We start from the raw sequence: 24,632 nt of genomic DNA, 5'->3' as shown, positions 1-24,632 counted from the left end.
CTGGTGTTGAGATTTTTCTTAAATTCTTACATTTTGCAAAATGAAGCCATAAGGTTTCGTTTGCATAAGGAAGTAATAATGAGAAAGCTGACATTTGATCTTCTTTTAGAGGATTATTTTTTTAATAAATTACTGCGCCCGGCATCTGTGTGGAGTTACCGCAAAGTGACTCAGACGTTCATCCGTTTTTTGGATGCTGATGTGAGTCCGGAAGATGTCTCTCACAGGGATGTATTGCTTTGGCGAGAATTTGTTTTACACGAAAAGGGGTTGTCGAGTCGAACTTGGAACAACAAGGTCACACACTTACGGGCTTTGTTTACTTACGGGATGAAAAAAGGGTTATTGCCACAGCAAGAAAACCCTTTCTATGAGGCCGTTGTCCGGCCAGACCAGAAGCTGAAAAAGGTACTGACTGATAACCAGATTGAGCAGGTCTATATTGTGATGGCGCGTTTCGCCATCATGGAACATCGTGGAAATGCTCCGCATCCTCGTCGCTGTGCCTTGTTGCCAACCCGGTTCTGGCTGGTTGTGCTCGATGTTCTCAGATACACCGGTATGCGTCAGAACCAGCTTATCCAGTTGCGGCTGGGTGATATTTCATTTGATGATGATGTTATTACCCTGAGGGCAGAAAGTGCCAAAAACCATAAGGAAAACCGCGTGCCGATTATTTCTGTGCTGAAGCCGGGTCTGCAGCAGCTTTGCGCGGAATTAAGGCTCAGGGGGATGAAACCACATGATCAGTTTTTTAATGTGGGATTTCTATTGGGACAAGTCAGCTCTGGGGGGGAGGAGATGTCGGTTCAGACACTGCGTGCATTTTTTCGACGTCTTTCTAAAGAATGTGGATTTAACGTGAGTCCACATCGCTTTCGCCACACGATTGCGACGGAGATGATGAAACAGCCGGACAGCAATTTACAAACGGTTAAGACTCTGCTGGGGCATTCGAGTATCAACACCACGCTGGAGTATGTAGATGGCAATGTGGATACAGTGAGAGAGGCATTGGAGGTGAAGTTTGCCTTGAAGAAAAAGAATTCTTCACCGGGTTCAGGGACACCGCCTGTGTTAAAGCTGATTTAGTAGAGGCAAAGCGATTTACACGCTATTGACATAAGCATGTGAAATTGTAAATACTAATAGTGTAGACATAGGAATGCCCGGAGCTTGTTCGCGCAAGCTCCGGGCTTTCAGGTAAATCAACTATCAGGCAGTACAGAATTGCAGAACCTGCGTGACTCGATGATCTACCTTTTTTCACGTCGGCTTTACTTCGAGGGAAGATAAGCCGACGGGACTTGAAGGTGGTGGTGCCCGGACTCGGAATCGAACCAAGGACACGGGGATTTTCAATCCCCTGCTCTACCGACTGAGCTATCCGGGCAACGAGGCGCATTAAACCGTAATCGCCTCGCTTCGTCAACGAAATTTCTTCAAATCAACGTAGACTGCACAATCTATCACCACTTTGTTGCTATTGCACGCAGAATCAGGCAAAAAACATCGCCCATGCGGCGGAAATCGGCATCGCCAGCAACAGCGCCGGGAGCATATTCACTACCGGAAACATTTTGATTCCACATACACGCAAGCCGGTTGCCACCAGCAGCAGTCCGCCCACAGCGCTAAAGTCGCCCATCATTGCCGGCGTGGTCAGCGGAAGAATGAGAGTGGCGCAGGCGGCAAGCGTTAACTGGATAATCAACATCGGTGCGCAAATCGCCGAAACGGCGATGCCAAGCGAACAGGCGAAAATAATGGCAGTGAAAAAATCCAGAAAAGATTTAGCGATCAAAATGTTTGGATCGCCGGTCATCCCTTCATGCATCGCGCCGAAAATACCGGTGCCACTGGCGCAAAAAAGTACAATGATAGCGACGTAACTTTGAATAAATGAGTCGTGTGTTGGCTTCTTACCCGATGCCATAAATAATTGTTGGATTTTCGCGACTGCGCCATTAATGCCTTTTTCCAGCAAACAAAACTCGCCGATAAGCGCGCCGACCAGCGTCGCCAGCACCATCACCGGAAGATTAGCGCACTTCATCACCAGCAGAATGCCAATTCCCAGAGAGCACAGACCAAAAATAGACGTCATTGAGACGCGAATCCGTTCTGGCAGACGCTGACTTAACAGCGCGCCAATAACGCCGCCGAATAAAATTGCGCCAGCGTTAATAAAAGGTCCAATTACCACAATGACTCCTGTTATTTGTCTTTCAAATTGCCTTATTATCACGCGATTAAGCTGTTAATAGCTTGATTATCTGTGACGTATAGAGCGCTGATTTTACCTTGCGCCGTCTGGTGAAAGGTGCCATGATTGCGCGAAATTTCTCCTGCCAGCATGGGGCTCGCCGGGATGAACATAGCGCCTTTATATTGTCTTCACTGTCGCCTGACTGCGCGAGGTTTGCCCCTTTCTTTCCTTTTTTTTGTCGTCCCCGCTATGCGGTGAGGGCAGCGCACGCTCACTGCAGGACAACAGTAAAATCAGAAACAGTCTGTTTTTACTGATGTCTGGCGGTCGGAGCTGGTATCCAGTTTGACCCGGCATCTCGTTGGGCAAGGCATCGGGCTTTGTCCGGGGTTACTCTACTCCCGAAACGGGTATTTGCGCTTATGAAATCAATGAATATTGCCGCCAGCGGTGAACTCATCCCCCGTCTCTCCACCCACCGAAACGTAGTGGCGCTGGACAGTACCGACTTTACCGATGTGGCCGCAGTCGTCATTACCACTGCTGACAGCCGTAGCGGTATTCTGGCGTTGCTTAAACGCACCGGTTTTCACCTGCCGGTGTTTATGCTTGTGGATGAACCCGTCAGCGCGCCTGCCGGCGTTACGGCGGTAATAGGTGGGAACGCGCAGGAATGGCTGGAGCTGGAAAACGCAGCCTGTCGCTACGAAGCGGAACTTCTGCCGCCCTTTTATGGCACCCTGACCCAGTATGTCGACATGGGGAATAGTACCTTTGCTTGCCCGGGGCACCAGCATGGCGAGTTTTTTAGAAAACATCCCGCAGGCCGTCATTTTTATGACTTTTTTGGTGAAAATCTGTTTCGTGCGGATATGTGTAACGCCGATGTGAAACTTGGCGATCTGCTCATACATGAAGGTTCTGCCAAACACGCGCAGAAATTTGCGGCAAAAGTGTTTAATGCGGATAAAACCTACTTTGTGCTGAATGGGACTTCGGCGGCGAATAAAGTGGTCACTAACGCCCTGCTGACGCGCGGCGATCTGGTGCTGTTTGATCGTAATAATCACAAATCCAACCACCACGGCGCCCTGATTCAGGCCGGGGCGACGCCAGTCTATCTTGAAGCAGCGCGTAACCCGTTTGGTTTTATCGGTGGTATTGATGCGCACTGTTTTGATGAAACGTACCTGCGCGACCAGATTCGTGACGTGATGCCGGAAAGCGCCGATGCATCGCGTCCGTTCCGCCTGGCGATCATTCAGCTGGGTACCTATGACGGCACTATTTACAACGCCCGTCAGGTGGTGGATAAAATCGGGCATCTCTGCGATTACATTCTGTTTGACTCCGCGTGGGTAGGCTATGAGCAGTTTATCAATATGATGGCGGATACCTCGCCGTTGCGGCTGGAGCTTAATGAAAACGACCCTGGGATCTTTGTGACCCAATCGGTACATAAGCAACAGGCGGGGTTCTCACAAACCTCGCAGATCCACAAAAAAGATAACCATATTCGCGGCCAGGCGCGTTTTTGCCCGCACAAACGCCTGAACAACGCCTTCATGTTGCACGCCTCGACCAGTCCGTTCTACCCGCTGTTTGCGGCGCTGGATATCAATGCCAAAATCCACGAAGGGGAGAGCGGTCGCCGCCTGTGGGCGGAGTGCGTTGCGCTGGGCATTGATGCGCGTAAAGCCATTCTCGCCCGTTGCAAACTGCTTCAGCCCTTTATCCCACTGGTTGTTGACGGCAAGCCGTGGCAGGCATATCCGACGGAGACCATTGCCAGCAATCGTCGTTTCTTCAGTTTTGAGCCCGGGGCGAAATGGCATGGCTTTGAGGGTTATGCGGATGACCAGTATTTTGTCGACCCCTGTAAACTGTTACTGACCACGCCAGGTATTGATGCCGATAGTGGGCAGTACACCGAATTCGGCATCCCGGCGACCATTCTCGCCCACTATCTGCGTGAGAACGGTATTGTGCCTGAGAAGTGCGATCTCAACTCGATTCTGTTCTTGCTGACACCCGCTGAGAGCGAAGAGAAACTGGCGCGGCTGGTCGCGATGCTGGCGCAATTTGAACGGCACATTGAAGACGATACGCCGCTTGCGGATGTATTGCCGACGGTTTTTCAGAAATACCCGGTGCGCTACCGCGATTACACCCTGCGTGAGCTATGTCAGGAGATGCACAACCTGTACGTTAGCTTTGACGTTAAGGATCTGCAAAAAGCGATGTTCCGCAAAGAAAGCCTGCCGCATGTGGCGATGAACCCACAGGACGCCAACAGCGCCTTTATTCGCGGCGATGTAGAGCTGGTGCGTATCAGCGAGGCGGACGGGCGTATTGCTGCCGAGGGGGCATTGCCATACCCGCCGGGCGTACTGTGCGTGGTGCCGGGGGAGATTTGGGGCGGCGCGGCGCAGCGTTATTTTTTGGCGCTGGAAGAGGGCATCAATCTGTTGCCCGGTTTTTCGCCGGAATTGCAGGGGGTATATAGCGAGACCGATGCCGATGGAATTCAACGCTTGTACGGATATGTTTTAAAGTAACGTTGCCTGCAGGCCGGATAAGGCATTTACGCCTTATCCGGCCTGCGAAACAGGGCAAGGATTAATGTGCAACGGGTTGCGAAACCGCCGGAACGCGAACGTGTTTGTATTTGAACAAGGCTACGAACGCGAAGGCCAGCACCAGCGAGTAGCCTGCGAAGATGAGCCACACGGTCTGCCAGTCGGTAATGCCGTTTTGAGTGTAATACTCCACCACTTTACCGCTCACAATGCCGCCCAGGATACAGCCGAAGCCGTTGGTCATCATCAGGAACATCCCCTGCGCGCTGGCGCGGATTTCCGGGCGTACTTCTTTTTCGACAAACACCGAGCCAGAAATGTTGAAGAAATCGAAGGCGCAGCCGTACACAATCATCGACAGTACCAGCAGAACGGTACCGAACGGCGTCGGGTCGCCATAAGCGAACAGGCCGAAACGCAGCATCCACGCCACAATACTGATAAGCATAACGTTCTTAATACCATAACGGCTCAGGAAGAACGGAATGGTCAGGATGAATAACGTTTCAGAAATCTGCGAAATCGACATCATCACCGAGGCGTGCTGCACGATAAAGCTACTGGCGAATAGCGGATCTTTATCAAAGCTATGCAGGAAGGTGTTGCCAAACATGTTGGTGATCTGCAGTTCCGCGCCCAGCATCATGGAGAAGATGAAGAAAATCGCCATCCGCTTATTTTTAAACAGCGCAAAAGCGTCAAGGCCCAGCATTGATGTCCAGCTCTGGTTTTTCTGTTGGTTCGCCACCGGAATGTGCGGCAGGGTAAAGGTAAACAGTACCAGCAGAACAGAAAGCGTCGCGCCGATATAAAGCTGCATATGGCTCAGCTCGAAACCGGAGAAACTCACGCCCCACATCGCCAGAATAAAGCCAATGGTACCCCAGATACGGATAGGTGGGAAGTCAGTCACAATATCCATGCCGGCAGACTGCAGGCGGTAATACGATATGGTATTGATCAAGCCCAACGTCGGCATATAGGCCAACGAGTTAAGCAGGATCACAAAGAACATCGCCCCAGGCGTAGTGACTTCCGCGGCCATGAATAGCGTGATGGCGCCGACAACATGACACAGGGCATAGACCCATTTCGCGCTCAGCCATTTGTCAGCCACAATGCCTAGCAAGGTCGGCATAAAGACGGCGGCAATCCCCAGTGAACTATAAACTGCGCCAATAGATGCGCCGTCAAATTTTAAGGTGACGAACATATACGAGCCCAGGGTAGTGAGCCAGCTTCCCCACAGACAGAACTGCAGAAAAGAAAGTATTTTAAGCTGCAGCTTAAGATTCATGTTAATTTCCTCACACCTGAGAGCGGATGAATGTTTTAAAAGGCACATTTGCCGTTGTGATTTGGTGTGATTCTATCAATGAGAGGCGGGCTTTTTTTGTTACCTGTGACAAATATTTGCAAACAATTTCTGATTGCAAGGTAAAATGGTGACGGAGTTAACACTTTTGCCTTTCCCGCCGCTGTCCTGTGCCAGCCAGAGGCGGGATGCGATGGTTTATCGGCGGCGATACGATCGCTGGGCGGAATTCACCTTATACAGATAGCGGCGCGACTCCGCAGATGGATGTCGGGTGGTTAATATCTGGTACACATCCCCCGGCGACATGCGGTTAATCATATTCGCGGCCTGAATTTTATCGTTCGAGAATACGCGTAATACGCTGCCTGCGCCGCCATTGTAGGCGGTAATGACCGCATAGCGCCGCGACGTCGGATTCTCAATACCGCTCAGATAGACATTATTCAACATCGCCAGATACGCTGTGCCGGTATCGATATTGCTGGCGGGGTCGAACAGGAAGTTACGGCTTGGCGTGCCGGACTTACCCTGAGAACGGAAAACATCTTTCCCGGCGCTGTGTTGCACCACCTGCATCAGGCCCAGCGCATCCGCGTGGCTGACCGCATACGGGTTGAACGAGGACTCCGTTTGCATAATCGCCAGAATCAGCGACTCGTCAACGCCGTATTTACGGGAGGCCTGGCGTACCATGCCAATGTATTTATGCGCGCGTTTATCAAGGTGGTTCGGCACCAGATTAATGGTGACGCTGTAAATAATACGCAGGCCGTTACTGCGGCTTTTGAGCCGCGTTTTCAGCAAGTAATCCGCGAATGTCGTGGCGCGGCCTTCCCAGCGAATAGGCTGGCCGGTATTGTCGAGGACCTGACCATACAGGAAGGGTTCTTTAGAAATTTTTATGTCATCGACATCGGAGTAAAGATCGACGGAGGTTGGGTCGTCACCCATGAGCAACGTTTTAATAATGGCCCGGCGCAGATGTGCGGTAGGTTCCGTCCCGGCGATGGTTTCAACGGTAATGGTCCCATCATCAAAGTTGATGTGGCTACGGGTCTGGAACTGATCGGTATATTTGACGTAGTCTTTCGGCCCGGCGATCAGGACTTCCTTATATCCCCACAGATTTTCAATATTGTTGGCAAATTGCCCCATCAAAATATCAAAGCCGTTGGTATCCTTGACCCAGGCTTCATTATACGTCTCGCCTTTTTTGGTCGAACTGGAGCAGGAGATGAGCAACGGCGCAATAACAGCAAGCGCGAGTAATTTTTTCATCATTCCGGGAGTGCATGTTGTGTTGTCGTTATGCCATGTTGCCGGGCAGCGGCGCTAAGAGCTTATCCGGCATAACTCACAGGCCGAATAAGCGCAGCCTCATTCAGCAACGGGCCTATTTTTTATCTTCCGGCGTATAACCTTCGATATGAACGTCTTTGCCTTCGAACAGGAAGCTCACCATCTCCTGTTCCAGCAGCTTACGGTGCTCGGCGTTCATCATGTTGAGCTTTTTCTCGTTAATCAACATGGTCTGCTTATGCTGCCACTGCGCCCACGCGTCCTTAGAGATCTCGTTATAGATACGTTTTCCCAGTTCGCCAGGGTAGAGCTGAAAATCTTGCCCTTCAGCATCGCGTTGCAGGTAAGTACAAAAAATCGTTCTGCTCATAAGTGATCCTCTTCATCGACCGGGGCGTTAAACTGGCGCTCCGGTACGTAACTGCTGTAACAAGCGCTCCACGGGGGCCGCCAGTCCGACTGACGGCGGTTGCGCTAAGTTATACCAGAGCGCGCTGCCTTCATCCATGCAGGCGTCCAGTGACGACACGGGAAGCCACATAGGCACAATATCCAGGTGGAAATGGCTAAATGTGTGGCGAAACGCGTTAAGCTGGGTCAAATTATCAGCGTTAACATGCCGTTGCGCCAGCCATTCACGTAATTCATCTTCGCTGGCGAACTGCGGGAAGCAGTAGAGTCCGCCCCATAAACCGCTGGGAGGGCGCTGCGCCAGGAAAATCTCCTGATTATGCTGTAACAATAAAAAGTAACCCGTCCGCTCCGGTAACGTCTGTTTCGGTTTCTTGCCCGGATAGCGTGACCAGCTTTCATGCGCAGCGGCGATACAACTGTTTTGCAGCGGACACAGGGTGCACTTTGGCTTTGAACGCGTACAAACCATCGCGCCCAGATCCATCATCGCCTGATTAAAACGCTCCACGCCGCGTGCGGGCGTCACTTGCTCGCTCAACGTCCACAGCGTATTCTCCACCTCTTTTTTTCCAGGCCAGCCGCTAACAGCATAACAGCGAGCCAGCACACGTTTAACGTTTCCATCAAGAATCGGATAATGTTTACCTAACGCGAGGGAGAGAATCGCGCCGGCGGTTGAACGCCCGACGCCGGGTAGCGCGGCGATTTCGGCAAAAGTTTGCGGGAATTCTCCACCGTGAAGCGTCGCCACCTGTTGCGCCGCTTTATGCAAATTACGCGCGCGGGCGTAATAGCCGAGCCCGGTCCATAAATGGAGCACTTCATCCAGCGGCGCATTCGCTAAATCCGTCACCGTGGGAAAGCGCGCCATAAATCGCTCAAAGTAAGGAATCACCGTCGTCACCTGCGTTTGTTGCAACATGACTTCCGAGAGCCATACTTTGTAAGGCGTCTTGTTAATTTGCCAGGGCAGCGTTTTCCGCCCGTATTTGTCGTACCAGTCCAGAACCTGGGCTGAAAATTGAGACGCTTGCATGGAAACTCATTCATTATTGCCGGGGGCAAGATTGCAGCACAGAGGCCGCAGGGTGTAAACCGGAACTTTCCGCAGTGCGCTTCATGCTTGCATCCGGCAACTAACTTTGGATAATGCCCGTTTTCAGAACTCAAACACAGCAGACTACACTTTTATGAAAAACGACGTCATTTCACCGGAATTTGATGAAAACGGTCGCCCGCTGCGCCGTATTCGTAGTTTTGTTCGTCGCCAGGGGCGACTGACAAAGGGGCAAGAACACGCGCTGGAAAACTACTGGCCGGTGATGGGCGTCGAGTTCAGCGAAGCGCCGGTAGATTTCGCCACGCTGTTTGGTCGCGAAGCGCCGGTGACGCTGGAGATTGGTTTTGGCATGGGGGCGTCTCTCGTGGCGATGGCGAAAGCGCGCCCGGAGCAGAATTTCCTCGGTATTGAAGTGCATTCGCCCGGCGTCGGCGCGTGTCTGGCGTCCGCTCATGAAGAGGGCGTTGAAAACCTGCGCGTCATGTGCCACGACGCGGTAGAAGTGTTGCATAAAATGATTCCTGACAATTCTTTATCGATGGTTCAGCTCTTTTTCCCTGACCCGTGGCATAAAGCGCGTCATAATAAACGCCGTATCGTTCAGGTGCCGTTTGCTGAACTGGTATTGAGCAAGCTGAAATTGGGCGGCGTTTTCCATATGGCGACCGACTGGGAAGCGTATGCGGAACACATGCTTGAAGTCATGTCTTCTATCGACGGGTACAAAAATCTGTCAGAGAGCAATGATTATGTACCGCGCCCGGAATCGCGCCCGGTAACGAAATTTGAACAACGTGGCCATCGTCTTGGTCATGGCGTATGGGACTTAATGTTCGAGAGGGTGAAATAATGGCAAAGAACCGTAGTCGTCGTCTGCGTAAAAAAATGCACATTGACGAATTCCAGGAATTAGGATTTTCGGTGGCATGGCGTTTTCCGGAAGGTACATCTGAAGAGCAGATCGATAAGACTGTCGATGACTTTATTAATGACGTTATTGAGCCTAATAAACTGGCGTTTGACGGCAGCGGCTACCTGGCCTGGGAAGGGCTGATTTGTATGCAGGAAATCGGTAAATGTACCGAAGAACATCAGGGGATTGTGCGTAAGTGGCTGGAAGCGTGCAACCTTGAAGAAGTCCGAACCAGCGAACTTTTCGACGTTTGGTGGGACTAATAAGTACAGGGTCGGCAAATGCCGGCCCGCTTTGTCTTGAGGGAAAGTTATGATGCGCAAAACGCTGCTGGCGGCAGTGCTAACGTTGACGGCGATGGCCGCTCATGCAGATTACAAATGCAGTGTCACGCCGCGTGACGATGTGATCCTGAGTCCACAAACGGTGCAGGTGAAAGGTGAAAACGGCAACCTGGTGATCACGCCGGACGGCAATGTGATGTACAACGGTAAGCAGTACACCCTTAGCGCCGCGCAGCGCGAGCAGGCGAAAGATTACCAGGCGGAGCTGCGAAGCGCGCTGCCGTGGATTGATGAGGGCGCCCGATCGCGCGTAGAAAAAGGCCGCGTGGAGCTGGATAAAATCATCGCTAAAGAGGTGGGCGAAAGCAGCAACATGCGTAGCCGTCTGACGAAGCTTGATGCGCAATTAAAAGCGCAAATGAACCGCATTATTGAACATCGTACGGACGGCCTGACGTTCCACTATAAGGCTATCGACCAGGTGCGTGCCGACGGTCAGCAGTTGGTGAATCAGGCGATGGGCGGTATTTTGCAGGACAGTATTAACGAAATGGGCGCCAAAGCGGTGCTTAAAGGCGGCGGCAATCCTTTACAGGGCGTGATGGGCAGCCTCGGTGGTTTGCAAACCGCTATCCAGAACGAATGGAAAAATCAGGAGAAAGATTTCCAGCAGTTTGGCAAAGATGTCTGTAGCCGCGTAGTAACCTTAGAAGATAGCCGCAAAGCGCTGGTTGGCAGCCTGAAGTAATCTTTCCTTTTTAAACAATGGCGTAGATCGTATCTGCGCCTTTTTATTCTGTTTTTTCCTGCATTTTGTTATCCATCTCTAAAAAATACTCTCTGTTGGATATATATCGCTGGTTAATCGTATGGCGTCACATTATTCGTCTGCAATATAGAGATAATGCGACCAGTTGACATAACTGGAGATATAACATGGAGTTTTTCAGGAAAACGGCATTAGCTGCTCTGGTAATGGGTTTCAGCGGCGCAGCGTTCGCTTTACCGAATATCACCATCTTAGCGACCGGCGGAACGATCGCTGGCGGTGGTGATTCAGCAACAAAATCAAATTATACGGCAGGTAAAGTCGGCGTCGAAAATCTGGTGGATGCCGTTCCTCAATTGAAGGACATTGCGGTAGTGAAAGGCGAGCAGGTCGTTAACATTGGCTCGCAGGATATGAACGATGAAGTCTGGCTCACGCTGGCGAAAAAAATCAATACCGAGTGCGACAGCACCGACGGTTTCGTGATCACCCACGGTACTGATACGATGGAAGAGACCGCTTATTTCCTCGATCTGACCGTGAAATGCAATAAACCGGTGGTACTGGTCGGCGCGATGCGCCCTTCCACGTCAATGAGCGCAGATGGCCCGTTCAACCTCTATAATGCGGTAGTAACAGCGGCTGATAAACAGTCTGCCAATCGCGGCGTGCTGGTGGTAATGAATGATACCGTGATGGACGGACGCGACGTCACTAAGACCAATACGACTGACGTGGCGACGTTTAAAGCGGTTAACTATGGCCCGCTGGGTTATATCCACAACGGTAAAATTGACTACCAGCGTACACCAGAGCGTAAACATACCACCTCCACCCCGTTCGACGTGTCGAAGCTGACCGCGTTGCCGAAAGTCGGTATCGTTTATAACTATGCGAATGCGTCCGATCTGCCGGCAAAAGCGCTGGTAGACGCGGGTTATGACGGGATCGTGAGCGCAGGCGTGGGTAACGGCAACCTGTATAAAACGGTCTTTGATACCCTGGCGACCGCTGCGCACAACGGTACGGTAGTGGTGCGTTCTTCACGTGTGCCGACTGGCGCAACCACGCAGGATGCGGAAGTTGACGATGCAAAATACGGCTTTGTCGCTTCCGGCACGCTGAACCCGCAAAAAGCGCGTGTCTTACTGCAACTGGCATTAACCCAGACTAAAGATCCAAAACAGATCCAGACGATGTTCAATCAGTATTAAAGATAATGCCCCGGTCGGAAGGCCGGGGCCATCTTTGGAAGACCTCTCGCACAACCAACACTATTATCTTGCTAATTATCATCCTGGTTATGATAATTGTGGGCGTCATGTCTCTGGACGGGAGGTCCACAAGTGGTTCGACAATGGATTGCTGGCGCAGCGCTGTTTGCCCTGATTTCAGACTATAGTTGGGCAGAGGTTGCTCAACCCTCCGATAACATCTTAAAAGAACAGTTTAGTAAGCAGTACCACGGCATACTTAAACTGGATTCCATTACCTTAAAAAATCTTGATTCGAGGGGCAATCAGGCCACCTGGTCTGCCGAAGGGGATATTTCTTCCCGTGAAGATATGTATACCGGCGTTGGTATGGCGGCGGATTATTATTTTGTTGAAAAAACCTGGACCAAAGATCGTCCCGTTAAATTTTCTGCCATGTTGACCAGCAAAGGGACGCCAGCCTCTGGCTGGACGGTGAGCTATTACTCATTACAAATGGCAGCCAGCGATCAGGGCCGGGCTATTGACGACATTAAAACGAATGATAAATACCTGATCGTCAACAGTGATGACTTTAACTATCGGTTTGGCAACATTGAAGCCTCCTGGCGTGCGCAGAAAGCGTCGATCCCCGGTCTTGAAAAACAACTCTCTGCCCTGGATAAGAAAATAGCGGTAGCTAAAAAAGAAGCGGACGCATATTGGGGAAAAGGCGCTGATGGGAAACCGTTGACCCGCGCCGAGGCGTTTAAAAAGACGTTAAAAGAGCGCGATGATTATGTAAAAGCCAACGATAGCAGCGTATATGCCGAGAAATACGAAAAAGAGGTCTATCAACCGGCATTAGACGCGTGCCGTAAGCAGAGTGAGCCGTGCAATGAAGCGGCTATTCAGCAGAAAAGAGATTTAGACATACACGAGCAACGGCGGCAGGTATTTTTGAAATCAGAAGAGCTGCGTCGAAAAGCGCAGAATGACTGGATAACGTTAGAGAAAGGACAATATCCGCTGAATATAGCGGTACAGAAACTTCAGATGCAACAGAGTGATATCCGCATGAAAATCATGGATATTAATGACGGTTACGAGCGCTGGAAAAAAGATACGGACGATTTGCGTCGTAAAGGCGTTATTAAATAATGCGCTTGCCGGCGGCGCATTAACCGCCACAGATCGGTAAGCGTCGCGCCATCAGGTATTTTACCCGCTGGCGCGACAGGCTTATTCCTTGTTATTCCGCGAGAAACAACTCAAGAAGAGAGTTTAAAAACAGTTTACCGTGCCGGGTAATCTGCCAGTATTGCTCGCATTCGGTCAGGTAGCCCTGGGCAATAGCCTCGTCGATTGGCTGACGAATAACCGCTTCCGTAAGCCCGGTGTAGTCGACAAATTCGGCGCGAGGCGCGCGCTCCAGCAACCGAAAACGGTTCATAAAGAACTCAAAGGGTTTATCGTCATCACTCACGTCACGCTGGCTTTCCAGGTAACGTCCCTGCATATAACCGCGTGGGTGACGGGTTTTGGTGGTGCGCAGGATCCTGCCGCCCGGGAAGGTGACTTTACCGTGGGCGCCGCAGCCAATACCCAGATAGTCGCCAAAGCGCCAGTAGTTCAGATTATGCTGGCACTGATAACCGGGTTTGGCATAGGCCGACGTTTCGTATTGCTGATAGCCCGCGGCGGTTAGTAACTGGTGGCCCTGCTCAAAGATATCCCACAGAGCGTCATCGTCCGGTAAAACCGGCGGACGCGAACCGAACAGAGTGTTGGGTTCAATCGTCAATTGATACCATGAGAGATGCGGCGGATTAAGCGCAATTGCCTGTCGCAAATCGTTCAGCGCCTCTTCCAGCGTTTGGTCCGGCAATCCATGCATCAAGTCGAGGTTAAAGCTGCGTAGCCCAAGCCCATTTGCCAGTCTTGCTGCCCGCATCGCCTCTTGTGGACCGTGAATACGGCCAAGACGTTTCAGCTTAGGCTCACTAAAGCTCTGCACGCCAATGGAGATCCGGTTTACGCCGGCGCGCTGATAGTCGATGAAGCGGTCGGCTTCGACCGTGCCGGGGTTCGCTTCCATGGTAATTTCCGCATCCGCCGCCAGATTCAGGCGCGCACGCACGCCGTCCAGCAGCGTTTGCATCGCCGGCCCGGAAAGCAGGCTTGGCGTACCGCCGCCAATAAAAATGGTCTTTACTTCACGCCCTTGCGCCCAGGCGACGTCGGCATCCAGATCGCTTAACAGATGCTGGACGTAGTCGTCATGCGGCACCTCGCCCTTCAACGCATGGGAATTGAAGTCGCAATATGGACATTTTTGTACACACCAGGGAATATGAATATAAAGACTGAGCGGCGGTAGTTTAGCCATTGCGTAACGCATCCAGCAGCAGCTTGAGCGCTTGTCCACGGTGGGAAATCGCGCTTTTTTCTTCACGGGTCAGTTCTGCGGCGGTTTTGCCTTCAGACGGTACGAAGAAAATGGGATCATAGCCAAATCCGCCATTTCCGGCCGCCTGGCGAGTAATAACGCCAGGCCAGCTACCGTGACAGACTATCGGTGTGGGATCTTCGGCATGACGCAAATAAACCAGTACACAATGGAATCGCGCCTGGCGTTTGTCGTCCGGAACATCCCGTAGAGTATGCAGCAGTTTTTCCAAGTTTTGCTGATCTGTCGCGTTTTCGCCAGAATAGCGCGCGGAATAGATACCCGGCGCGCCGCCTAAAACGTCAACGGCCAGACCGGAGTCATCGGCAATGGCGGGCAGACCGGTCATTTTAGCGGCATGGCGCGCTTTGAGAATCGCGTTTTCAATAAACGTCAGGCCGGTTTCTTCCGCGGAATCGACGCCCAGTTCCGTTTGCGCTACCACATCAAGCCCAAAATCGCTTAACAGCGACGCGAGCTCGCGCACTTTACCGGCGTTGCCGGTTGCGAGAACAACTTTTTGCATGGGATACCTACTCAGTTAACGCCGCAATTTCCGGCGGGATCTGTTGCGGGTGAATAATTTTTACCTGTTTGTGACGGCCCAGCTCGCCTTTTTCGATGACGATCTGACTTTTCGCCACGCGAAACTGTTTACCGAGAAACTTGATCAGATGGCTGTTTGCCTGACCGTCAACCGGCGGGGCAGTAATGGCGACTTTCACCTCGTCGCCATGTAAGCCCACAATACTGTCGCGGCTGGCTTTCGGCTGAATATAAAGCCGTAACACCAGACCGTCTTCGCAGCGAGTCACAGCACTCATAGCGCCATCCACAGCCCCGGCAGCAACATGTTGCCTGTCGCTTGTAAGACTTCAGCGATCCCCATATTAACGACATACAGCAGCAGCACCAGAACCATCGGCGAGAAGTCGATGCCGCCCATCGCAGGCAGTATACGGCGAATCGGGCTGAGCAGCGGCTCGGCAAGCTGAATCAATACATATTCAATCGGGCTACGACCCTGGCTCACCCAGCTCATGATAGCCATGACCAGCAGCACCCAGAAGATCAGCAGGCCGATTGTTTTAAGCAAGATAAGCACCGCGGCAATCCAGATAATCGCCTGAAACGTAATTACCTTAAACAGCACTATCGCCTTAATAACGCTAAGAATAAACGCCACCAGCAGGGAAGCGCTGTCAATCGGCCCCATTGGCGGGATAATACGACGCAGCGGTCCGATGATGGGCTGCGTAATTTTCACCACGAACTGGGAGAAAGGGTTGTAAAAGTCACAGCGGGCCCACTGCATCCACACGCGCAATAATAGCACCATGGTATACAGCTCAATTACCGTTGAGAGCAGGAAGGTCAACGTATTCATGGCGTTCCTCAGTTTTCCTTAATTTTTTGTGTAATCACGAGCACCAAAGATAGCGGTGCCGATGCGCACCATTGTGCTACCTGCCGCAATCGCGGCTTCCATATCGTCGCTCATACCCAGAGATAGGGTATCAACGTCAGGGTAGCGCGCTTTCAGCCCGGCAAATGCTACAGCCATTTGACGTGCGACTTCAAACTGCCTTACATAATCTGACTCTGGCGCCGGGATCGCCATCAGTCCGCGAAGCCGCAGACGCGGCAGTGTAGCCACCGCCGCGGCCAGCTCATCCAGTTCCGCCAGCGGAATGCCTGATTTGCTGTTTTCATCGCTGATATTAATTTGGATCAGAACATTTAGCGCCGGCAGATTATCCGGACGCTGTTCGCTCAGCCGCGAGGCGATACGCAGGCGATCGATGGTATGACACCAGTCAAAATGCTCGGCCACCAGCCGACTTTTGTTGGACTGTAAAGGGCCAATAAAGTGCCAGTGCAGGCCTTCCACTTTCGCTTCCTGAAAGTGGCGGATTTTTTCCACCCCCTCTTGTACATAATTTTCACCAAATGCCCGTTGTCCGGCGGCAATGGCTTCTGCGATGTCGCTCGCAGGTTTGGTTTTACTCACTGCAAGCAACGTAACTTCTTCTGAAGAGCGGCCGCAACGCGTCGCCGCGGCGGAGATTTTGTCCCGGATGTGTGCCAGGTTATGCGCGATATCGTTCATTTTCCGAGGATGTTTATATGAATATGGAAGAAATTGTGACGCTTAGTGTAAAGCATAACGTCTCGGATCTACACCTGTGTAACGCCTGGCCTGCGCGATGGCGCAAACAAGGACGCATGGAGATCGCGCCTTTTACCGCGCCAGATGTCGACAAGCTTCTGCTTGATTGGCTTAATGACGCGCAACAATATCAGTGGCGAACGCACGGCCAGCTTGATTTCGCCGTCTCGCTGTCTGGCACGCGGCGCCTACGCGCCAGTGCGTTCACACATCAACAGGGAACGTCGCTGGCGCTACGGCTATTGCCCGAGCGTTGTCCTGATCTGGCGGAAATCCAGATGCCGCCGATAGTACCCGCACTGCTTGCCAGCGAGAACGGACTGATTCTGGTCACTGGCGCTACTGGCTGCGGGAAGTCCACCACGCTGGCGGCGATGGTGGGACATCTTAATCAACATGCCGATAAACACATCCTGACGCTGGAAGATCCTATTGAGTACCGTTACACCAGCAAGCGTTGCCTGATACAGCAGCGGGAAATCGGCCAGCATTGCGCCACTTTTGCCGCCGGGCTGCGCGCGGCGTTGCGTGAAGATCCCGATGTCATTTTGCTGGGAGAGCTGCGTGACAGCGAGACCATTCGCCTGGCGCTGACGGCGGCGGAAACGGGGCATCTGGTACTGGCAACCCTGCATACTCGCGGTGCGGCGCAGGCGGTGGAAAGATTAGTGGATAGTTTTCCGGCGCAGGAAAAAGAACCGGTACGCAGTCAACTGGCGGGTAGTCTGCGCGCTGTACTATCGCAAAAACTGGAGGTCGACAGACAGGATGGGCGCGTGGCGTTGTTTGAATTACTGATTAATACGTCAGCCACAGGGAATTTGATCCGTGAAGGCAAACTCCATCAGTTGGCCCACGTGATACAAACCGGGCAGCAGCAGGGGATGATGACATTCGCCCAGAGCGCGCAATGGCGTCAGGCGCAGGGACGGCTGTAGCGAAGATGGCGGCGTAGGGGGGTTGTAAAGTGTTGACTGGCGCGGTGGATTGAATGGCATGCAGGCTTGTATCCTGGCGAACCGGCGTTAAAATCGCAGCTTTGTTAAAACCACAGCGAAGCCATTTAACGATGTCATCACAACCGAATCAAAGCCTGATAGATGGCATTCGCTGTCTGCAATATCTGGTCTCCAGCGACCGTGCTATCGGATGTCGCGAGCTTGCCCGGCTGATGGATATTAATACCACGCGCGTTAATCGCCTGTTAATGACGATGGCCTCTATTGGACTCACGATGCAGGATGAGCACCGACGCTATTTACCCGGGCCAGGCATTCATGCTTTGGCGGCGCAGGCGATTCGTGGTTCAGCGCTGTTCTCCCATGCGTTGCCTATCCTTGAACGCCATGCGCCCAAAGACATCGTGGTGGCATTAGGCGTGCTATGGGAAGACCAGATTATCTATATTTATCACTCTACGCCGGGTTCGCAGGGAAGTCAGGCGTTGGCGGGGTTTCGCATGTGCCCGGTCTGGCAGTCGGTAACAGGAGTGGCGTTACTGGCGGCAGAAAGCGATGAGGCGCTAATGCAGCGTTTTACTCCGGAGCAGTGGCGTAATCTGGCGCCGCATGTGGCGCAGCAGCGCCAGCGGGGATACGTGCTGTGGCATCACGCTGATGGTGAAGTTTCTATGGCGCAACCGCTAGGCAAGCACGCCGCAGCGCTGGCCTTTGCGGGAATGTGGCGGATTGATGAGGCGGAGGCGGCTGCGCGTTTACAGGCGTTGAAGGCATTAAACCAGCGTATTGCCCAGCAAGCCTGGCAACCGTGACCGCGTTATCCGCCGGCTGACAAAAACGGCTTTAATACCCCTGTTCAAAATAGCTTTCGAGGATAATCACGGCGGAGGCCGAGTCCACTTTGCCTTTGTTCAGTGCGCGATACCCACCTCGTTCAAACAGACCGGAGCGTGCTTCAACGGTGCTGAGTCGTTCATCGTGCAGCGTGACAGTTACCCCGAAACGCCCATGAATACGGTTGGCGAATTTACGTGCGCGCGCCGTCAGCGGTTGTTCAGTGCCATCCATATTGAGCGGTAGCCCGACAATAATTTCGTCCGGCTGCCACTCTTTCAGCAAACGTTCAATGAGCGTCCAGTCGGGCGTGCCGTCCTGTGCTTTGATTGCCGGAAGCGGACGGGCGGTGCCGGTAATACGTTGTCCTATTGCAACGCCGATGCTTTTTGTGCCGAAGTCAAAGGCCAGTAAGGTGTCGCTCATCAGGCGTGCCCCGCAACGCCAGGCATGGTCAGAATATCAATGCCAATAAGTTTTGCCGCTTCGCGCCAGCGCTCGGCAATGGGCGTTTTGAACAAAATATTGAGATCGGCGGGCGCGGTAAGCCAGGCGTTATCAAGCAACTCTTGTTCAAGCTGGCCTTTATCCCAGGAGGCGTAGCCCAGCGCGACCAGCACATCGGAAGGCTGTTGTTGGGTACCTAACGTTTCCAGCACATCGCGGGAGGTGGTAATCACGGTATTGTCTGAGATACGAATGCTGGAGGCGAAACGTGACGGCGGAGTATGGAGAATAAATCCGCGATCTTCCGCCAGCGGGCCGCCGAGCATCACGGCTTTATCAAGACGAATTGCCGAATCGCGCGGTTCCGGCGTAATTTTTAGTTTTTCCAGAATCCCTTCAATTTGCAGATTTTCCAAAGGCTTATTAATAATAATCCCCATAGCGCCGTCCTGGTTGTGCTCGCAAATATACACCACGGAACGGCGGAAAATCGGGTCCTGGAGCGCAGGCATGGCAATAAGAAAGTGATGCTGTAAATTCATTGTCAGAGGTTCTGTTTCCTGGTTCAAAAAAACGACAGCGTTCAGTATGTGGGGAAAGCGGACGGTTGTCACTCATATAAGCCGTCTTTTGCCAAAGGACGGCTGCCTTATCGGGCAATTGATTGCCGGATGGCGATGCTGATGCGCCGCCTTATCCGACCGGGGCGGCGTGATTGCTCAGGCCCGGTAAGCGCACGCCACCGGGCAATAAACGTTTACTTCGCCAGACGCGCTTCGATGGCGTCCATCAACATCCCGGTGATAGAGATCGGATATTCCGCTTCAATTTCACGCACGCAGGTTGGGCTGGTCACGTTAATTTCCGTTAAGCGGTCGCCGATAATATCCAGACCGACGAAAATAAGCCCTTTGGCTTTAAGCGTCGGCCCAACGCGGCGGGCGATTTCCCAGTCGCTTTCGCTCAACGGACGGGGTTCGCCGCGACCACCAGCCGCCAGGTTGCCGCGGGTTTCGCCGCCCTGCGGAATACGCGCCAGGCAGTAAGGCACCGGCTCGCCGTCGACGACCAGGACGCGCTTATCGCCATCTTTGATAGCGGGCAAATAGTTCTGCGCCATGCAGTAGCGGTTGCCCAGCTCGGTCAGCGTTTCGGCAATAACGCCTATGTTAGGATCGCCTTCCTTAACGCGGAAAATGGACGCGCCGCCCATACCGTCCAGCGGTTTCATAATGATATCGCCATGCTTTTCCCAAAACGCTTTGAGCTGCGCTTTATTGCGCGTTACCAGCGTTTCCGGGGTCAGGTCGGCAAACCAGGCAGTATACAGTTTTTCATTACAGTCGCGCAGGCTTTGCGGTTTGTTGACGATAAGCGTCCCTTCCTCTTCAGCGCGTTCCAGAATATAGGTCGCATAAATAAACTCGGTATCAAACGGCGGATCTTTACGCATCAGGATAACGTCGAGGTCGGCAAGTTTAATCTCCTGCTCGCTGCCGAACTCGTACCATTTATCGTAATTTTGCTCCACGCTCAACGTTCGCGTGCGGGCGCGGGCTTCGCCGTTAATCAGATAAAGGTCGGCCATCTCCATATAATGAAGTTCATAACCACGACGTTGGGCTTCCAGCAGCATAGCGAAACTGGTGTCTTTCTTGATGTTGATGTGTGCGATGGGGTCCATCACGATGCCGAGCTTGATCATTATTTTCTCCGTTAACGCTTCATCCTAAGTCGCCAAAACGCACCTGTAGCGCGGTAATGGCGGTGAGCGCGGTTGTCTCAGTACGCAGAACGCGAGGTCCTAACAGAATATCAGTAAACTGATAGCGCGCGGTCATCGCGATTTCGTCCGCCGACAGCCCGCCTTCCGGGCCGATCAGCAGTCGGACGCGTTCAACCGGCAGCGGCAGAGTGTTGATGCTGGCATGGGCGCGCGGATGAAGATTGAGCTTCAGCCCGGAATCTTGCTCGGCGCACCAGGCCTCCAGCGCCATCGGCGGGCGAATTTCCGGCACCCGGTTACGCCCGCATTGTTCGCAGGCGGCGATGGCGATCTTTTGCCACTGCTGGCGCTTTTTGTTCAGACGTTCATTATCCAGTTTAACGCCACAGCGCTCAGAGAACAGTGGCGTAATGAGGTTTACACCCAGTTCGATCGATTTCTGGATAGTAAATTCCATTTTTTCACCGCGCGACATCACCTGGCCCAGATGGATATGCAGCGGCGATTCACGATCGTCGATTTCGCCTTTCATCACTTGCACTTCAACGCTTTTCTTACTGGCGCTAATGATTTCAGCATCGAATACCTGATTACTGCCGTCAAACAGCTGTAACGCTTGTCCCGGTCCCATGCGCAGTACACGACCAATATGGTTGGCCGCATCTTCGCATAACGAAATCTGCGTACCGGACGTCAACAATTCAGGGTGATAAATGCGGGGAATACGCATAATAAAAAAATCCGCGTCATGGCCCCGGCGTTTGGCTATCCAGGGCATGGGTTAACAAGAATCCCGCTAGTGTAGGTTAGCTCTTTCGCGCCTGGCAAGCGCGTTGCACATAGGGATTATGATTACCCTGGACCTTCGCGATACGCGCATCGCGCTCGCATTCCCAGGCGGTAACGGGGTACTGCTTATCCCAGACGTTAAAAAGCTGCGTTTGTTGGCGGGAAAGTTTCAGTTGGTATTGGTCGCGCATATAAAAATAAGTGCGGGCGATTGCGCCACGGGCGCGGGCGGGCGGCTCGGCGATTTTCGCTTTAAAATCCACTTTCATGGCGCATTGCCCGTACTGACCTTCGCCGCCGTTCCACTGGCTATACATAAAGTTGCCGCGATCGCCATTCACTTCGCCAATGGCGGGCTGCAGGTTATGCATATCGCTTTCCATTTTGCGGTAGACCGGATCTTTAGCGCAGTTTTTTCGCCCGCCGTCCTGCCAGCACTGACGCTGATGACCGAATTGCCAGGCGGGGACAACGTGCTCCCACTCAATGCGTCTGGCGCGATTCTCGTTTTTACGCACCTTATAGCCGCAGGACTCCAGGTCTACGACGCCTTTTTTACCCTGCCAGCGGATTTGGCACCCGCAGTAAAAGCTGCCGGGCGCGTCGGCATTGACTTTGACGCTCGCCGCTTTGGCCTGAGAAAAATTGTTAATGCCGTCGGCCAATGCCTGGCCTGAAAACGCTGCGGCCAGCAACGCAGCGGCAAAAGAAAAATTACGGTACATTGCACACTCCATAGCAAAACGAGCCCGCAACGTAACGAAAGTTGTGTCTGTATGCAATCAGTCCGCTCAGGAAAGTTCCCGGACGTTTCGGGAACTACCCGGCGACCAGTGGTTCGCCGCAGTGAACGCAACGATAAACCGCTTCGCCGCGTACTACCCGATTATGACGGCGGACGGTGAGTTGATGTTGCTGGCATTGGCAATGGTAGGGAAAGGTATTGCGCCGTACGGATTGCAGCGCAAATTGATGAGTACGTCTGGCCGGAACGCCCAGCACGCTTTCCATCATCCACTTCCATTCCTTGCCATGCGGAGCCTTGCGTCCGAAGTGCTTCCACACCAACAGATGCGCCAGTTCATGCGGCACGACCTCTGCAATAAAGGTGTCGATGTTTTCCAGCAGTAACACCGGGTTGAGGCGGATTTCGTAGCTCTCCAGCCAGGCGGTGCCCGCCGAGGTGCCGCGTTGCGTATACACCAGTTTCGGCTCCGGATAATGTCTATCGAGCTTGAGGTTCGCCTGGGCGAGATTTTCCCGCAGACGACGCATCACGGCCTGCTGGATAGCGATAGGGAGACGAGGGGTTTTCATAGCGGCAGAGAATAGTGCGACGGAAGAGGGACTGCAAGAAAAACGCTTCCCCCTGTGGCAGGAGGAAGCGTGGAGGGATTAGTCGTGGGCGCCGATTTCGCGCAGTTTACGACCTTTCATCAGGTTACGTTCAATGTGTTCCAGCGAAACGTGTTTGGTTTCCGGCACCAGCCACAGGGTCAGCAGGATAAACAGCACGTTCAGGCCAGCGTAGACCCAGAAGGTGTTGGCGTTACCCAGATTGTTCAGCATGGTCAGGAACGTTGCGCCGACGATCATATTGGCGATCCAGTTGGTCGCGGTGGAGCAGGTGATGCCGAAATCGCGGCCTTTCAGCGGTTGGATTTCGGAGCACAGTACCCAAATCAGCGGACCAGCGCTCATCGCAAATCCAATGATGAACATCAGCAGCATAGCGATAGCGAAGTATTGCGCAGACGGCGAATGGATGCCGATGTGCATCATCGTACCCAGAATCCCCATACCAATCGCCATGACCAGGAAGCCCAGCGTCAGGGTCGGCTTGCGGCCCCAGCGGTCAACCAGGCCGATAGCGATGAAGGTTGCCAGCACGTTAGTCAGACCAACAATAACGGTGCCCCACATCTGCTCCGTGGTATTCGTGTACCCCGCCAGTTCGAAGATTTTCGGCGCGTAATACATGATGACGTTCATCCCGGTAAATTGCTGCATGACCTGCAACAAAATGCCAAGAAACACGGCGCGGCGGAAGTTGCTGTTCTCTTTGAACAGCGCCCAACCGCTCTGTTTAACCTGCAAACTTTCGCGAATTTCATCGAGCTCACGTTTTGCTTCCGCACTGGTGTCACGCAGGCGCAACAGGACGCGTTCAGCATCATGGAAGCGGCGTTTTGCCGCAAACCAGCGCGGGCTGTCCGGCAGGAAGAAGACGCCGATCAGCAGCAGAATGGCCGGGATGATGATCACGCCGAGCATCCAGCGCCATGCGCCGCTGTAGCTGAACGCGGTATCGGACAGATAAGCGCCCAGAATCCCGATGGTGATCATGAGTTGGTACATTGAGATCATACTGCCGCGAATTTTTTCCGGCGCGATCTCGGACAGGTACAACGGTGCAGTGTAGGAAGCGACGCCGACGGCCAGACCCAGCAGCACGCGAGAAATAATCAGGACTTCAACGTTAGGCGCCGCAGCGGAGAACAGCGAACCGGCGACGAAAAGGATAGCGCCGATCATCAGGCTTTTTTTACGACCCAGCTTAAAGGAGAGCCAGCCGCTGCCGACAGCGCCGACGGCCGCGCCAAACATCATGGAGCTGACCACCCATTCCTGAGTGTGTGCGGTAATCTGAAACTCGTCGGTAATGAAGGGTAAAGCACCGGCGATAACGCCGATATCCAGGCCAAAAAGTAATCCTGCCAGGGCTGCAAGAAAGCAGACAAAAAATGTCATGGCCTTGTTGGAACGCCCTTGTTTTTTATTGTCAGGCATTATGCCCTCCGGTTGGGTTAGCAATTTTATCGATGTTAAGAGTAGGTGAGTACGCCGTAAAAAGATGTGAGGCTAATCACAATGGTGTAATCGTTTACACTACTATTTATCTCGGTGATTATTTAATTATCTGAAAAATAATAGTTTTAATAATCTTATAACCATATCAATCGCCTGGTATTCAGACAAAGTTGAAAAATTATGTAATATTTTCATCGCAGAATTAGCATACCGATAGTGATGCGGTCAGTTCTTAATGAAAATGAATGTAACCGCTTTCATGATGACTGAAACTGAATGATAAAAAGTGTAGTCGAAGAAACGAAAGGGGAGAGTGGATTGTGCTGCGCATCACAAAAAGGTCAGTATAAATACACGCTGGAACATCTGATAACGTTGTGTGTATCAGCAATGATAAAGGCCAGCAGGG

Annotated in this window: 26 protein-coding genes and 1 tRNA gene; 9 read left to right on the top strand and 18 right to left on the bottom strand. The window is 52.6% G+C overall.

Annotated features, from left to right (window positions below; translation table 11 throughout):
- The first annotated feature begins 78 nt into the window (after positions 1 to 78).
- Entirely contained in the window at positions 79 to 1,092 is a 1,014-nt protein-coding gene (locus NA624_RS20590; protein ID WP_001229010.1) for a tyrosine-type recombinase/integrase, read from the top strand.
- 225 nt (positions 1,093 to 1,317) lie between these two features.
- Here the strand turns inward: NA624_RS20590 and NA624_RS20585 are convergent.
- Positions 1,318 to 1,393 (bottom strand) — tRNA-Phe (locus tag NA624_RS20585).
- A 105-nt stretch (positions 1,394 to 1,498) separates the two neighbouring features.
- The gene (locus tag NA624_RS20580) at positions 1,499 to 2,206 is read right to left on the bottom strand and encodes a DUF554 domain-containing protein (RefSeq protein WP_000234466.1); all 708 of its coding nucleotides are present in this window, start codon (positions 2,204 to 2,206) and stop codon (positions 1,499 to 1,501) included.
- A gap of 425 nt (positions 2,207 to 2,631) precedes the next feature.
- Here NA624_RS20580 and NA624_RS20575 point away from each other — a divergent pair, with 425 nt between their 5' ends.
- Positions 2,632 to 4,767, top strand: coding sequence for an ornithine decarboxylase (locus NA624_RS20575; protein ID WP_000839742.1), 2,136 nt, complete (start codon positions 2,632 to 2,634; stop codon positions 4,765 to 4,767).
- 61 nt (positions 4,768 to 4,828) lie between these two features.
- On the opposite strand, the gene NA624_RS20570 is transcribed toward NA624_RS20575, so the two are convergent.
- The 4 genes from NA624_RS20570 to mutY form a co-directional block, all read right to left on the bottom strand.
- Positions 4,829 to 6,085 carry a nucleoside permease gene (locus tag NA624_RS20570; RefSeq protein WP_001049805.1) on the bottom strand — a complete coding sequence of 419 codons (1,257 nt, stop codon included), beginning with the start codon at positions 6,083 to 6,085 and terminating at the stop codon, positions 4,829 to 4,831.
- A gap of 216 nt (positions 6,086 to 6,301) precedes the next feature.
- Positions 6,302 to 7,387, bottom strand: a complete 1,086-nt coding sequence (gene mltC, locus NA624_RS20565; RefSeq protein ID WP_000976289.1) for a membrane-bound lytic murein transglycosylase MltC — start codon at positions 7,385 to 7,387, stop codon at positions 6,302 to 6,304.
- Between the two features lie 112 nt (positions 7,388 to 7,499).
- Positions 7,500 to 7,775, bottom strand: coding sequence for an oxidative damage protection protein (locus tag NA624_RS20560; RefSeq protein ID WP_000091706.1), 276 nt, complete (start codon positions 7,773 to 7,775; stop codon positions 7,500 to 7,502).
- Between the two features lie 27 nt (positions 7,776 to 7,802).
- Complete coding sequence (gene mutY, locus NA624_RS20555; protein WP_001148961.1) at positions 7,803 to 8,855, bottom strand: A/G-specific adenine glycosylase; 1,053 nt, start codon at positions 8,853 to 8,855, stop codon at positions 7,803 to 7,805.
- Between the two features lie 154 nt (positions 8,856 to 9,009).
- Between mutY and trmB the strand changes: the two genes are divergently transcribed.
- The 5 genes from trmB (at position 9,010) to NA624_RS20530 (ending at position 13,199) form a co-directional block, all read left to right on the top strand.
- Positions 9,010 to 9,729 (top strand): tRNA (guanosine(46)-N7)-methyltransferase TrmB, encoded by a 720-nt coding sequence (gene trmB / locus NA624_RS20550; protein ID WP_000786890.1) that lies wholly within the window; start codon positions 9,010 to 9,012, stop codon positions 9,727 to 9,729.
- Complete coding sequence (locus NA624_RS20545) at positions 9,729 to 10,055, top strand: YggL family protein (RefSeq protein WP_439040288.1); 327 nt, start codon at positions 9,729 to 9,731, stop codon at positions 10,053 to 10,055. Before trmB ends, NA624_RS20545 begins: the two co-directional genes overlap by 1 nt.
- 49 nt (positions 10,056 to 10,104) lie before the next feature.
- Positions 10,105 to 10,824 carry a DUF2884 domain-containing protein gene (locus NA624_RS20540; RefSeq protein ID WP_000984836.1) on the top strand — a complete coding sequence of 240 codons (720 nt, stop codon included), beginning with the start codon at positions 10,105 to 10,107 and terminating at the stop codon, positions 10,822 to 10,824.
- A gap of 188 nt (positions 10,825 to 11,012) precedes the next feature.
- A complete protein-coding gene (gene ansB, locus NA624_RS20535) occupies positions 11,013 to 12,059 on the top strand; it encodes an L-asparaginase 2 (protein ID WP_000394189.1) in 1,047 nt (348 codons plus the stop codon).
- Between the two features lie 132 nt (positions 12,060 to 12,191).
- Positions 12,192 to 13,199: a DUF1202 family protein gene (locus NA624_RS20530; protein WP_000252186.1), complete on the top strand. Its 1,008-nt coding sequence runs from the start codon at positions 12,192 to 12,194 to the stop codon at positions 13,197 to 13,199.
- A 91-nt stretch (positions 13,200 to 13,290) separates the two neighbouring features.
- On the opposite strand, the gene hemW is transcribed toward NA624_RS20530, so the two are convergent.
- From hemW to NA624_RS20505, 5 genes are read right to left on the bottom strand one after another with little or no spacing between them, the layout of a single operon-like run.
- Positions 13,291 to 14,427 (bottom strand): radical SAM family heme chaperone HemW, encoded by a 1,137-nt coding sequence (hemW, locus tag NA624_RS20525; protein ID WP_001096532.1) that lies wholly within the window; start codon positions 14,425 to 14,427, stop codon positions 13,291 to 13,293.
- Positions 14,420 to 15,013 carry an XTP/dITP diphosphatase gene (locus NA624_RS20520; protein ID WP_001174769.1) on the bottom strand — a complete coding sequence of 198 codons (594 nt, stop codon included), beginning with the start codon at positions 15,011 to 15,013 and terminating at the stop codon, positions 14,420 to 14,422. Before NA624_RS20520 ends, hemW begins: the two co-directional genes overlap by 8 nt.
- 7 nt (positions 15,014 to 15,020) lie before the next feature.
- Positions 15,021 to 15,311: a DUF167 family protein YggU gene (gene yggU / locus NA624_RS20515; protein ID WP_001277203.1), complete on the bottom strand. Its 291-nt coding sequence runs from the start codon at positions 15,309 to 15,311 to the stop codon at positions 15,021 to 15,023.
- On the bottom strand, positions 15,308 to 15,874 hold the full coding sequence (locus NA624_RS20510) for a YggT family protein (RefSeq protein WP_001094848.1): 567 nt from the start codon (positions 15,872 to 15,874) through the stop codon (positions 15,308 to 15,310). The genes yggU and NA624_RS20510 overlap by 4 nt, the downstream gene beginning before the upstream one ends.
- Before the next feature lie 18 nt (positions 15,875 to 15,892).
- Entirely contained in the window at positions 15,893 to 16,597 is a 705-nt protein-coding gene (locus tag NA624_RS20505; RefSeq protein ID WP_000997790.1) for a YggS family pyridoxal phosphate-dependent enzyme, read from the bottom strand.
- A gap of 17 nt (positions 16,598 to 16,614) precedes the next feature.
- On the opposite strand from NA624_RS20505, the gene NA624_RS20500 reads away from it, so the two are divergent.
- Positions 16,615 to 17,595, top strand: a complete 981-nt coding sequence (locus tag NA624_RS20500; protein WP_001055637.1) for a type IV pilus twitching motility protein PilT — start codon at positions 16,615 to 16,617, stop codon at positions 17,593 to 17,595.
- 131 nt (positions 17,596 to 17,726) lie between these two features.
- Complete coding sequence (locus NA624_RS20495) at positions 17,727 to 18,428, top strand: IclR family transcriptional regulator (protein ID WP_000098328.1); 702 nt, start codon at positions 17,727 to 17,729, stop codon at positions 18,426 to 18,428.
- Positions 18,429 to 18,459: 31 nt separating this feature from the next.
- On the opposite strand, the gene ruvX is transcribed toward NA624_RS20495, so the two are convergent.
- From ruvX to galP, 7 genes are all read right to left on the bottom strand, one after another.
- Positions 18,460 to 18,876: a Holliday junction resolvase RuvX gene (gene ruvX, locus NA624_RS20490; protein WP_001285491.1), complete on the bottom strand. Its 417-nt coding sequence runs from the start codon at positions 18,874 to 18,876 to the stop codon at positions 18,460 to 18,462.
- Positions 18,876 to 19,439 carry a YqgE/AlgH family protein gene (locus NA624_RS20485; protein WP_001053167.1) on the bottom strand — a complete coding sequence of 188 codons (564 nt, stop codon included), beginning with the start codon at positions 19,437 to 19,439 and terminating at the stop codon, positions 18,876 to 18,878. The genes ruvX and NA624_RS20485 overlap by 1 nt, the downstream gene beginning before the upstream one ends.
- 215 nt (positions 19,440 to 19,654) lie before the next feature.
- Positions 19,655 to 20,602 carry a glutathione synthase gene (gene gshB, locus NA624_RS20480; RefSeq protein WP_000593248.1) on the bottom strand — a complete coding sequence of 316 codons (948 nt, stop codon included), beginning with the start codon at positions 20,600 to 20,602 and terminating at the stop codon, positions 19,655 to 19,657.
- Positions 20,603 to 20,621: 19 nt separating this feature from the next.
- A complete protein-coding gene (gene rsmE, locus NA624_RS20475) occupies positions 20,622 to 21,353 on the bottom strand; it encodes a 16S rRNA (uracil(1498)-N(3))-methyltransferase (protein WP_024134418.1) in 732 nt (243 codons plus the stop codon).
- 76 nt (positions 21,354 to 21,429) lie between these two features.
- Positions 21,430 to 22,137, bottom strand: coding sequence for a deoxyribonuclease I (endA, locus tag NA624_RS20470; protein ID WP_000286123.1), 708 nt, complete (start codon positions 22,135 to 22,137; stop codon positions 21,430 to 21,432).
- A 94-nt stretch (positions 22,138 to 22,231) separates the two neighbouring features.
- Complete coding sequence (locus tag NA624_RS20465) at positions 22,232 to 22,729, bottom strand: SprT family zinc-dependent metalloprotease (RefSeq protein ID WP_000856775.1); 498 nt, start codon at positions 22,727 to 22,729, stop codon at positions 22,232 to 22,234.
- 78 nt (positions 22,730 to 22,807) lie between these two features.
- The gene (galP, locus tag NA624_RS20460; protein WP_001113171.1) at positions 22,808 to 24,202 is read right to left on the bottom strand and encodes a galactose/proton symporter; all 1,395 of its coding nucleotides are present in this window, start codon (positions 24,200 to 24,202) and stop codon (positions 22,808 to 22,810) included.
- Positions 24,203 to 24,632: the final 430 nt, after the last annotated feature.

The organism is Salmonella sp. NW38, from assembly GCF_051807745.1.
GTDB lineage: Bacteria > Pseudomonadota > Gammaproteobacteria > Enterobacterales > Enterobacteriaceae > Salmonella > Salmonella enterica.
This window is presented reverse-complemented; position numbering and strand designations above follow the sequence as displayed.

Excerpts from the sequence above, each read along its gene's own strand:
- mutY (WP_001148961.1), bottom strand. The coding sequence starts at position 8,855 with ATGCAAGCGTCTCAATTTTCAGCCCAGGTTCTGGACTGGTACGACAAA.
- NA624_RS20505 (WP_000997790.1), bottom strand. The coding sequence starts at position 16,597 with ATGAACGATATCGCGCATAACCTGGCACACATCCGGGACAAAATCTCC.
- NA624_RS20590 (WP_001229010.1), top strand. The coding sequence starts at position 79 with ATGAGAAAGCTGACATTTGATCTTCTTTTAGAGGATTATTTTTTTAAT.
- NA624_RS20545 (WP_439040288.1), top strand. The coding sequence starts at position 9,729 with ATGGCAAAGAACCGTAGTCGTCGTCTGCGTAAAAAAATGCACATTGAC.
- ansB (WP_000394189.1), top strand. The coding sequence starts at position 11,013 with ATGGAGTTTTTCAGGAAAACGGCATTAGCTGCTCTGGTAATGGGTTTC.
- NA624_RS20495 (WP_000098328.1), top strand. The coding sequence starts at position 17,727 with ATGTCATCACAACCGAATCAAAGCCTGATAGATGGCATTCGCTGTCTG.
- NA624_RS20465 (WP_000856775.1), bottom strand. The coding sequence starts at position 22,729 with ATGAAAACCCCTCGTCTCCCTATCGCTATCCAGCAGGCCGTGATGCGT.
- gshB (WP_000593248.1), bottom strand. The coding sequence starts at position 20,602 with ATGATCAAGCTCGGCATCGTGATGGACCCCATCGCACACATCAACATC.
- mltC (WP_000976289.1), bottom strand. The coding sequence starts at position 7,387 with ATGATGAAAAAATTACTCGCGCTTGCTGTTATTGCGCCGTTGCTCATC.
- trmB (WP_000786890.1), top strand. The coding sequence starts at position 9,010 with ATGAAAAACGACGTCATTTCACCGGAATTTGATGAAAACGGTCGCCCG.
- endA (WP_000286123.1), bottom strand. The coding sequence starts at position 22,137 with ATGTACCGTAATTTTTCTTTTGCCGCTGCGTTGCTGGCCGCAGCGTTT.
- NA624_RS20510 (WP_001094848.1), bottom strand. The coding sequence starts at position 15,874 with ATGAATACGTTGACCTTCCTGCTCTCAACGGTAATTGAGCTGTATACC.
- ruvX (WP_001285491.1), bottom strand. The coding sequence starts at position 18,876 with ATGAGCGACACCTTACTGGCCTTTGACTTCGGCACAAAAAGCATCGGC.
- NA624_RS20520 (WP_001174769.1), bottom strand. The coding sequence starts at position 15,013 with ATGCAAAAAGTTGTTCTCGCAACCGGCAACGCCGGTAAAGTGCGCGAG.
- NA624_RS20485 (WP_001053167.1), bottom strand. The coding sequence starts at position 19,439 with ATGAATTTACAGCATCACTTTCTTATTGCCATGCCTGCGCTCCAGGAC.
- galP (WP_001113171.1), bottom strand. The coding sequence starts at position 24,202 with ATGCCTGACAATAAAAAACAAGGGCGTTCCAACAAGGCCATGACATTT.
- rsmE (WP_024134418.1), bottom strand. The coding sequence starts at position 21,353 with ATGCGTATTCCCCGCATTTATCACCCTGAATTGTTGACGTCCGGTACG.
- NA624_RS20540 (WP_000984836.1), top strand. The coding sequence starts at position 10,105 with ATGATGCGCAAAACGCTGCTGGCGGCAGTGCTAACGTTGACGGCGATG.
- NA624_RS20560 (WP_000091706.1), bottom strand. The coding sequence starts at position 7,775 with ATGAGCAGAACGATTTTTTGTACTTACCTGCAACGCGATGCTGAAGGG.
- NA624_RS20500 (WP_001055637.1), top strand. The coding sequence starts at position 16,615 with ATGAATATGGAAGAAATTGTGACGCTTAGTGTAAAGCATAACGTCTCG.
- NA624_RS20575 (WP_000839742.1), top strand. The coding sequence starts at position 2,632 with ATGAAATCAATGAATATTGCCGCCAGCGGTGAACTCATCCCCCGTCTC.
- NA624_RS20570 (WP_001049805.1), bottom strand. The coding sequence starts at position 6,085 with ATGAATCTTAAGCTGCAGCTTAAAATACTTTCTTTTCTGCAGTTCTGT.
- yggU (WP_001277203.1), bottom strand. The coding sequence starts at position 15,311 with ATGAGTGCTGTGACTCGCTGCGAAGACGGTCTGGTGTTACGGCTTTAT.
- hemW (WP_001096532.1), bottom strand. The coding sequence starts at position 14,427 with ATGGCTAAACTACCGCCGCTCAGTCTTTATATTCATATTCCCTGGTGT.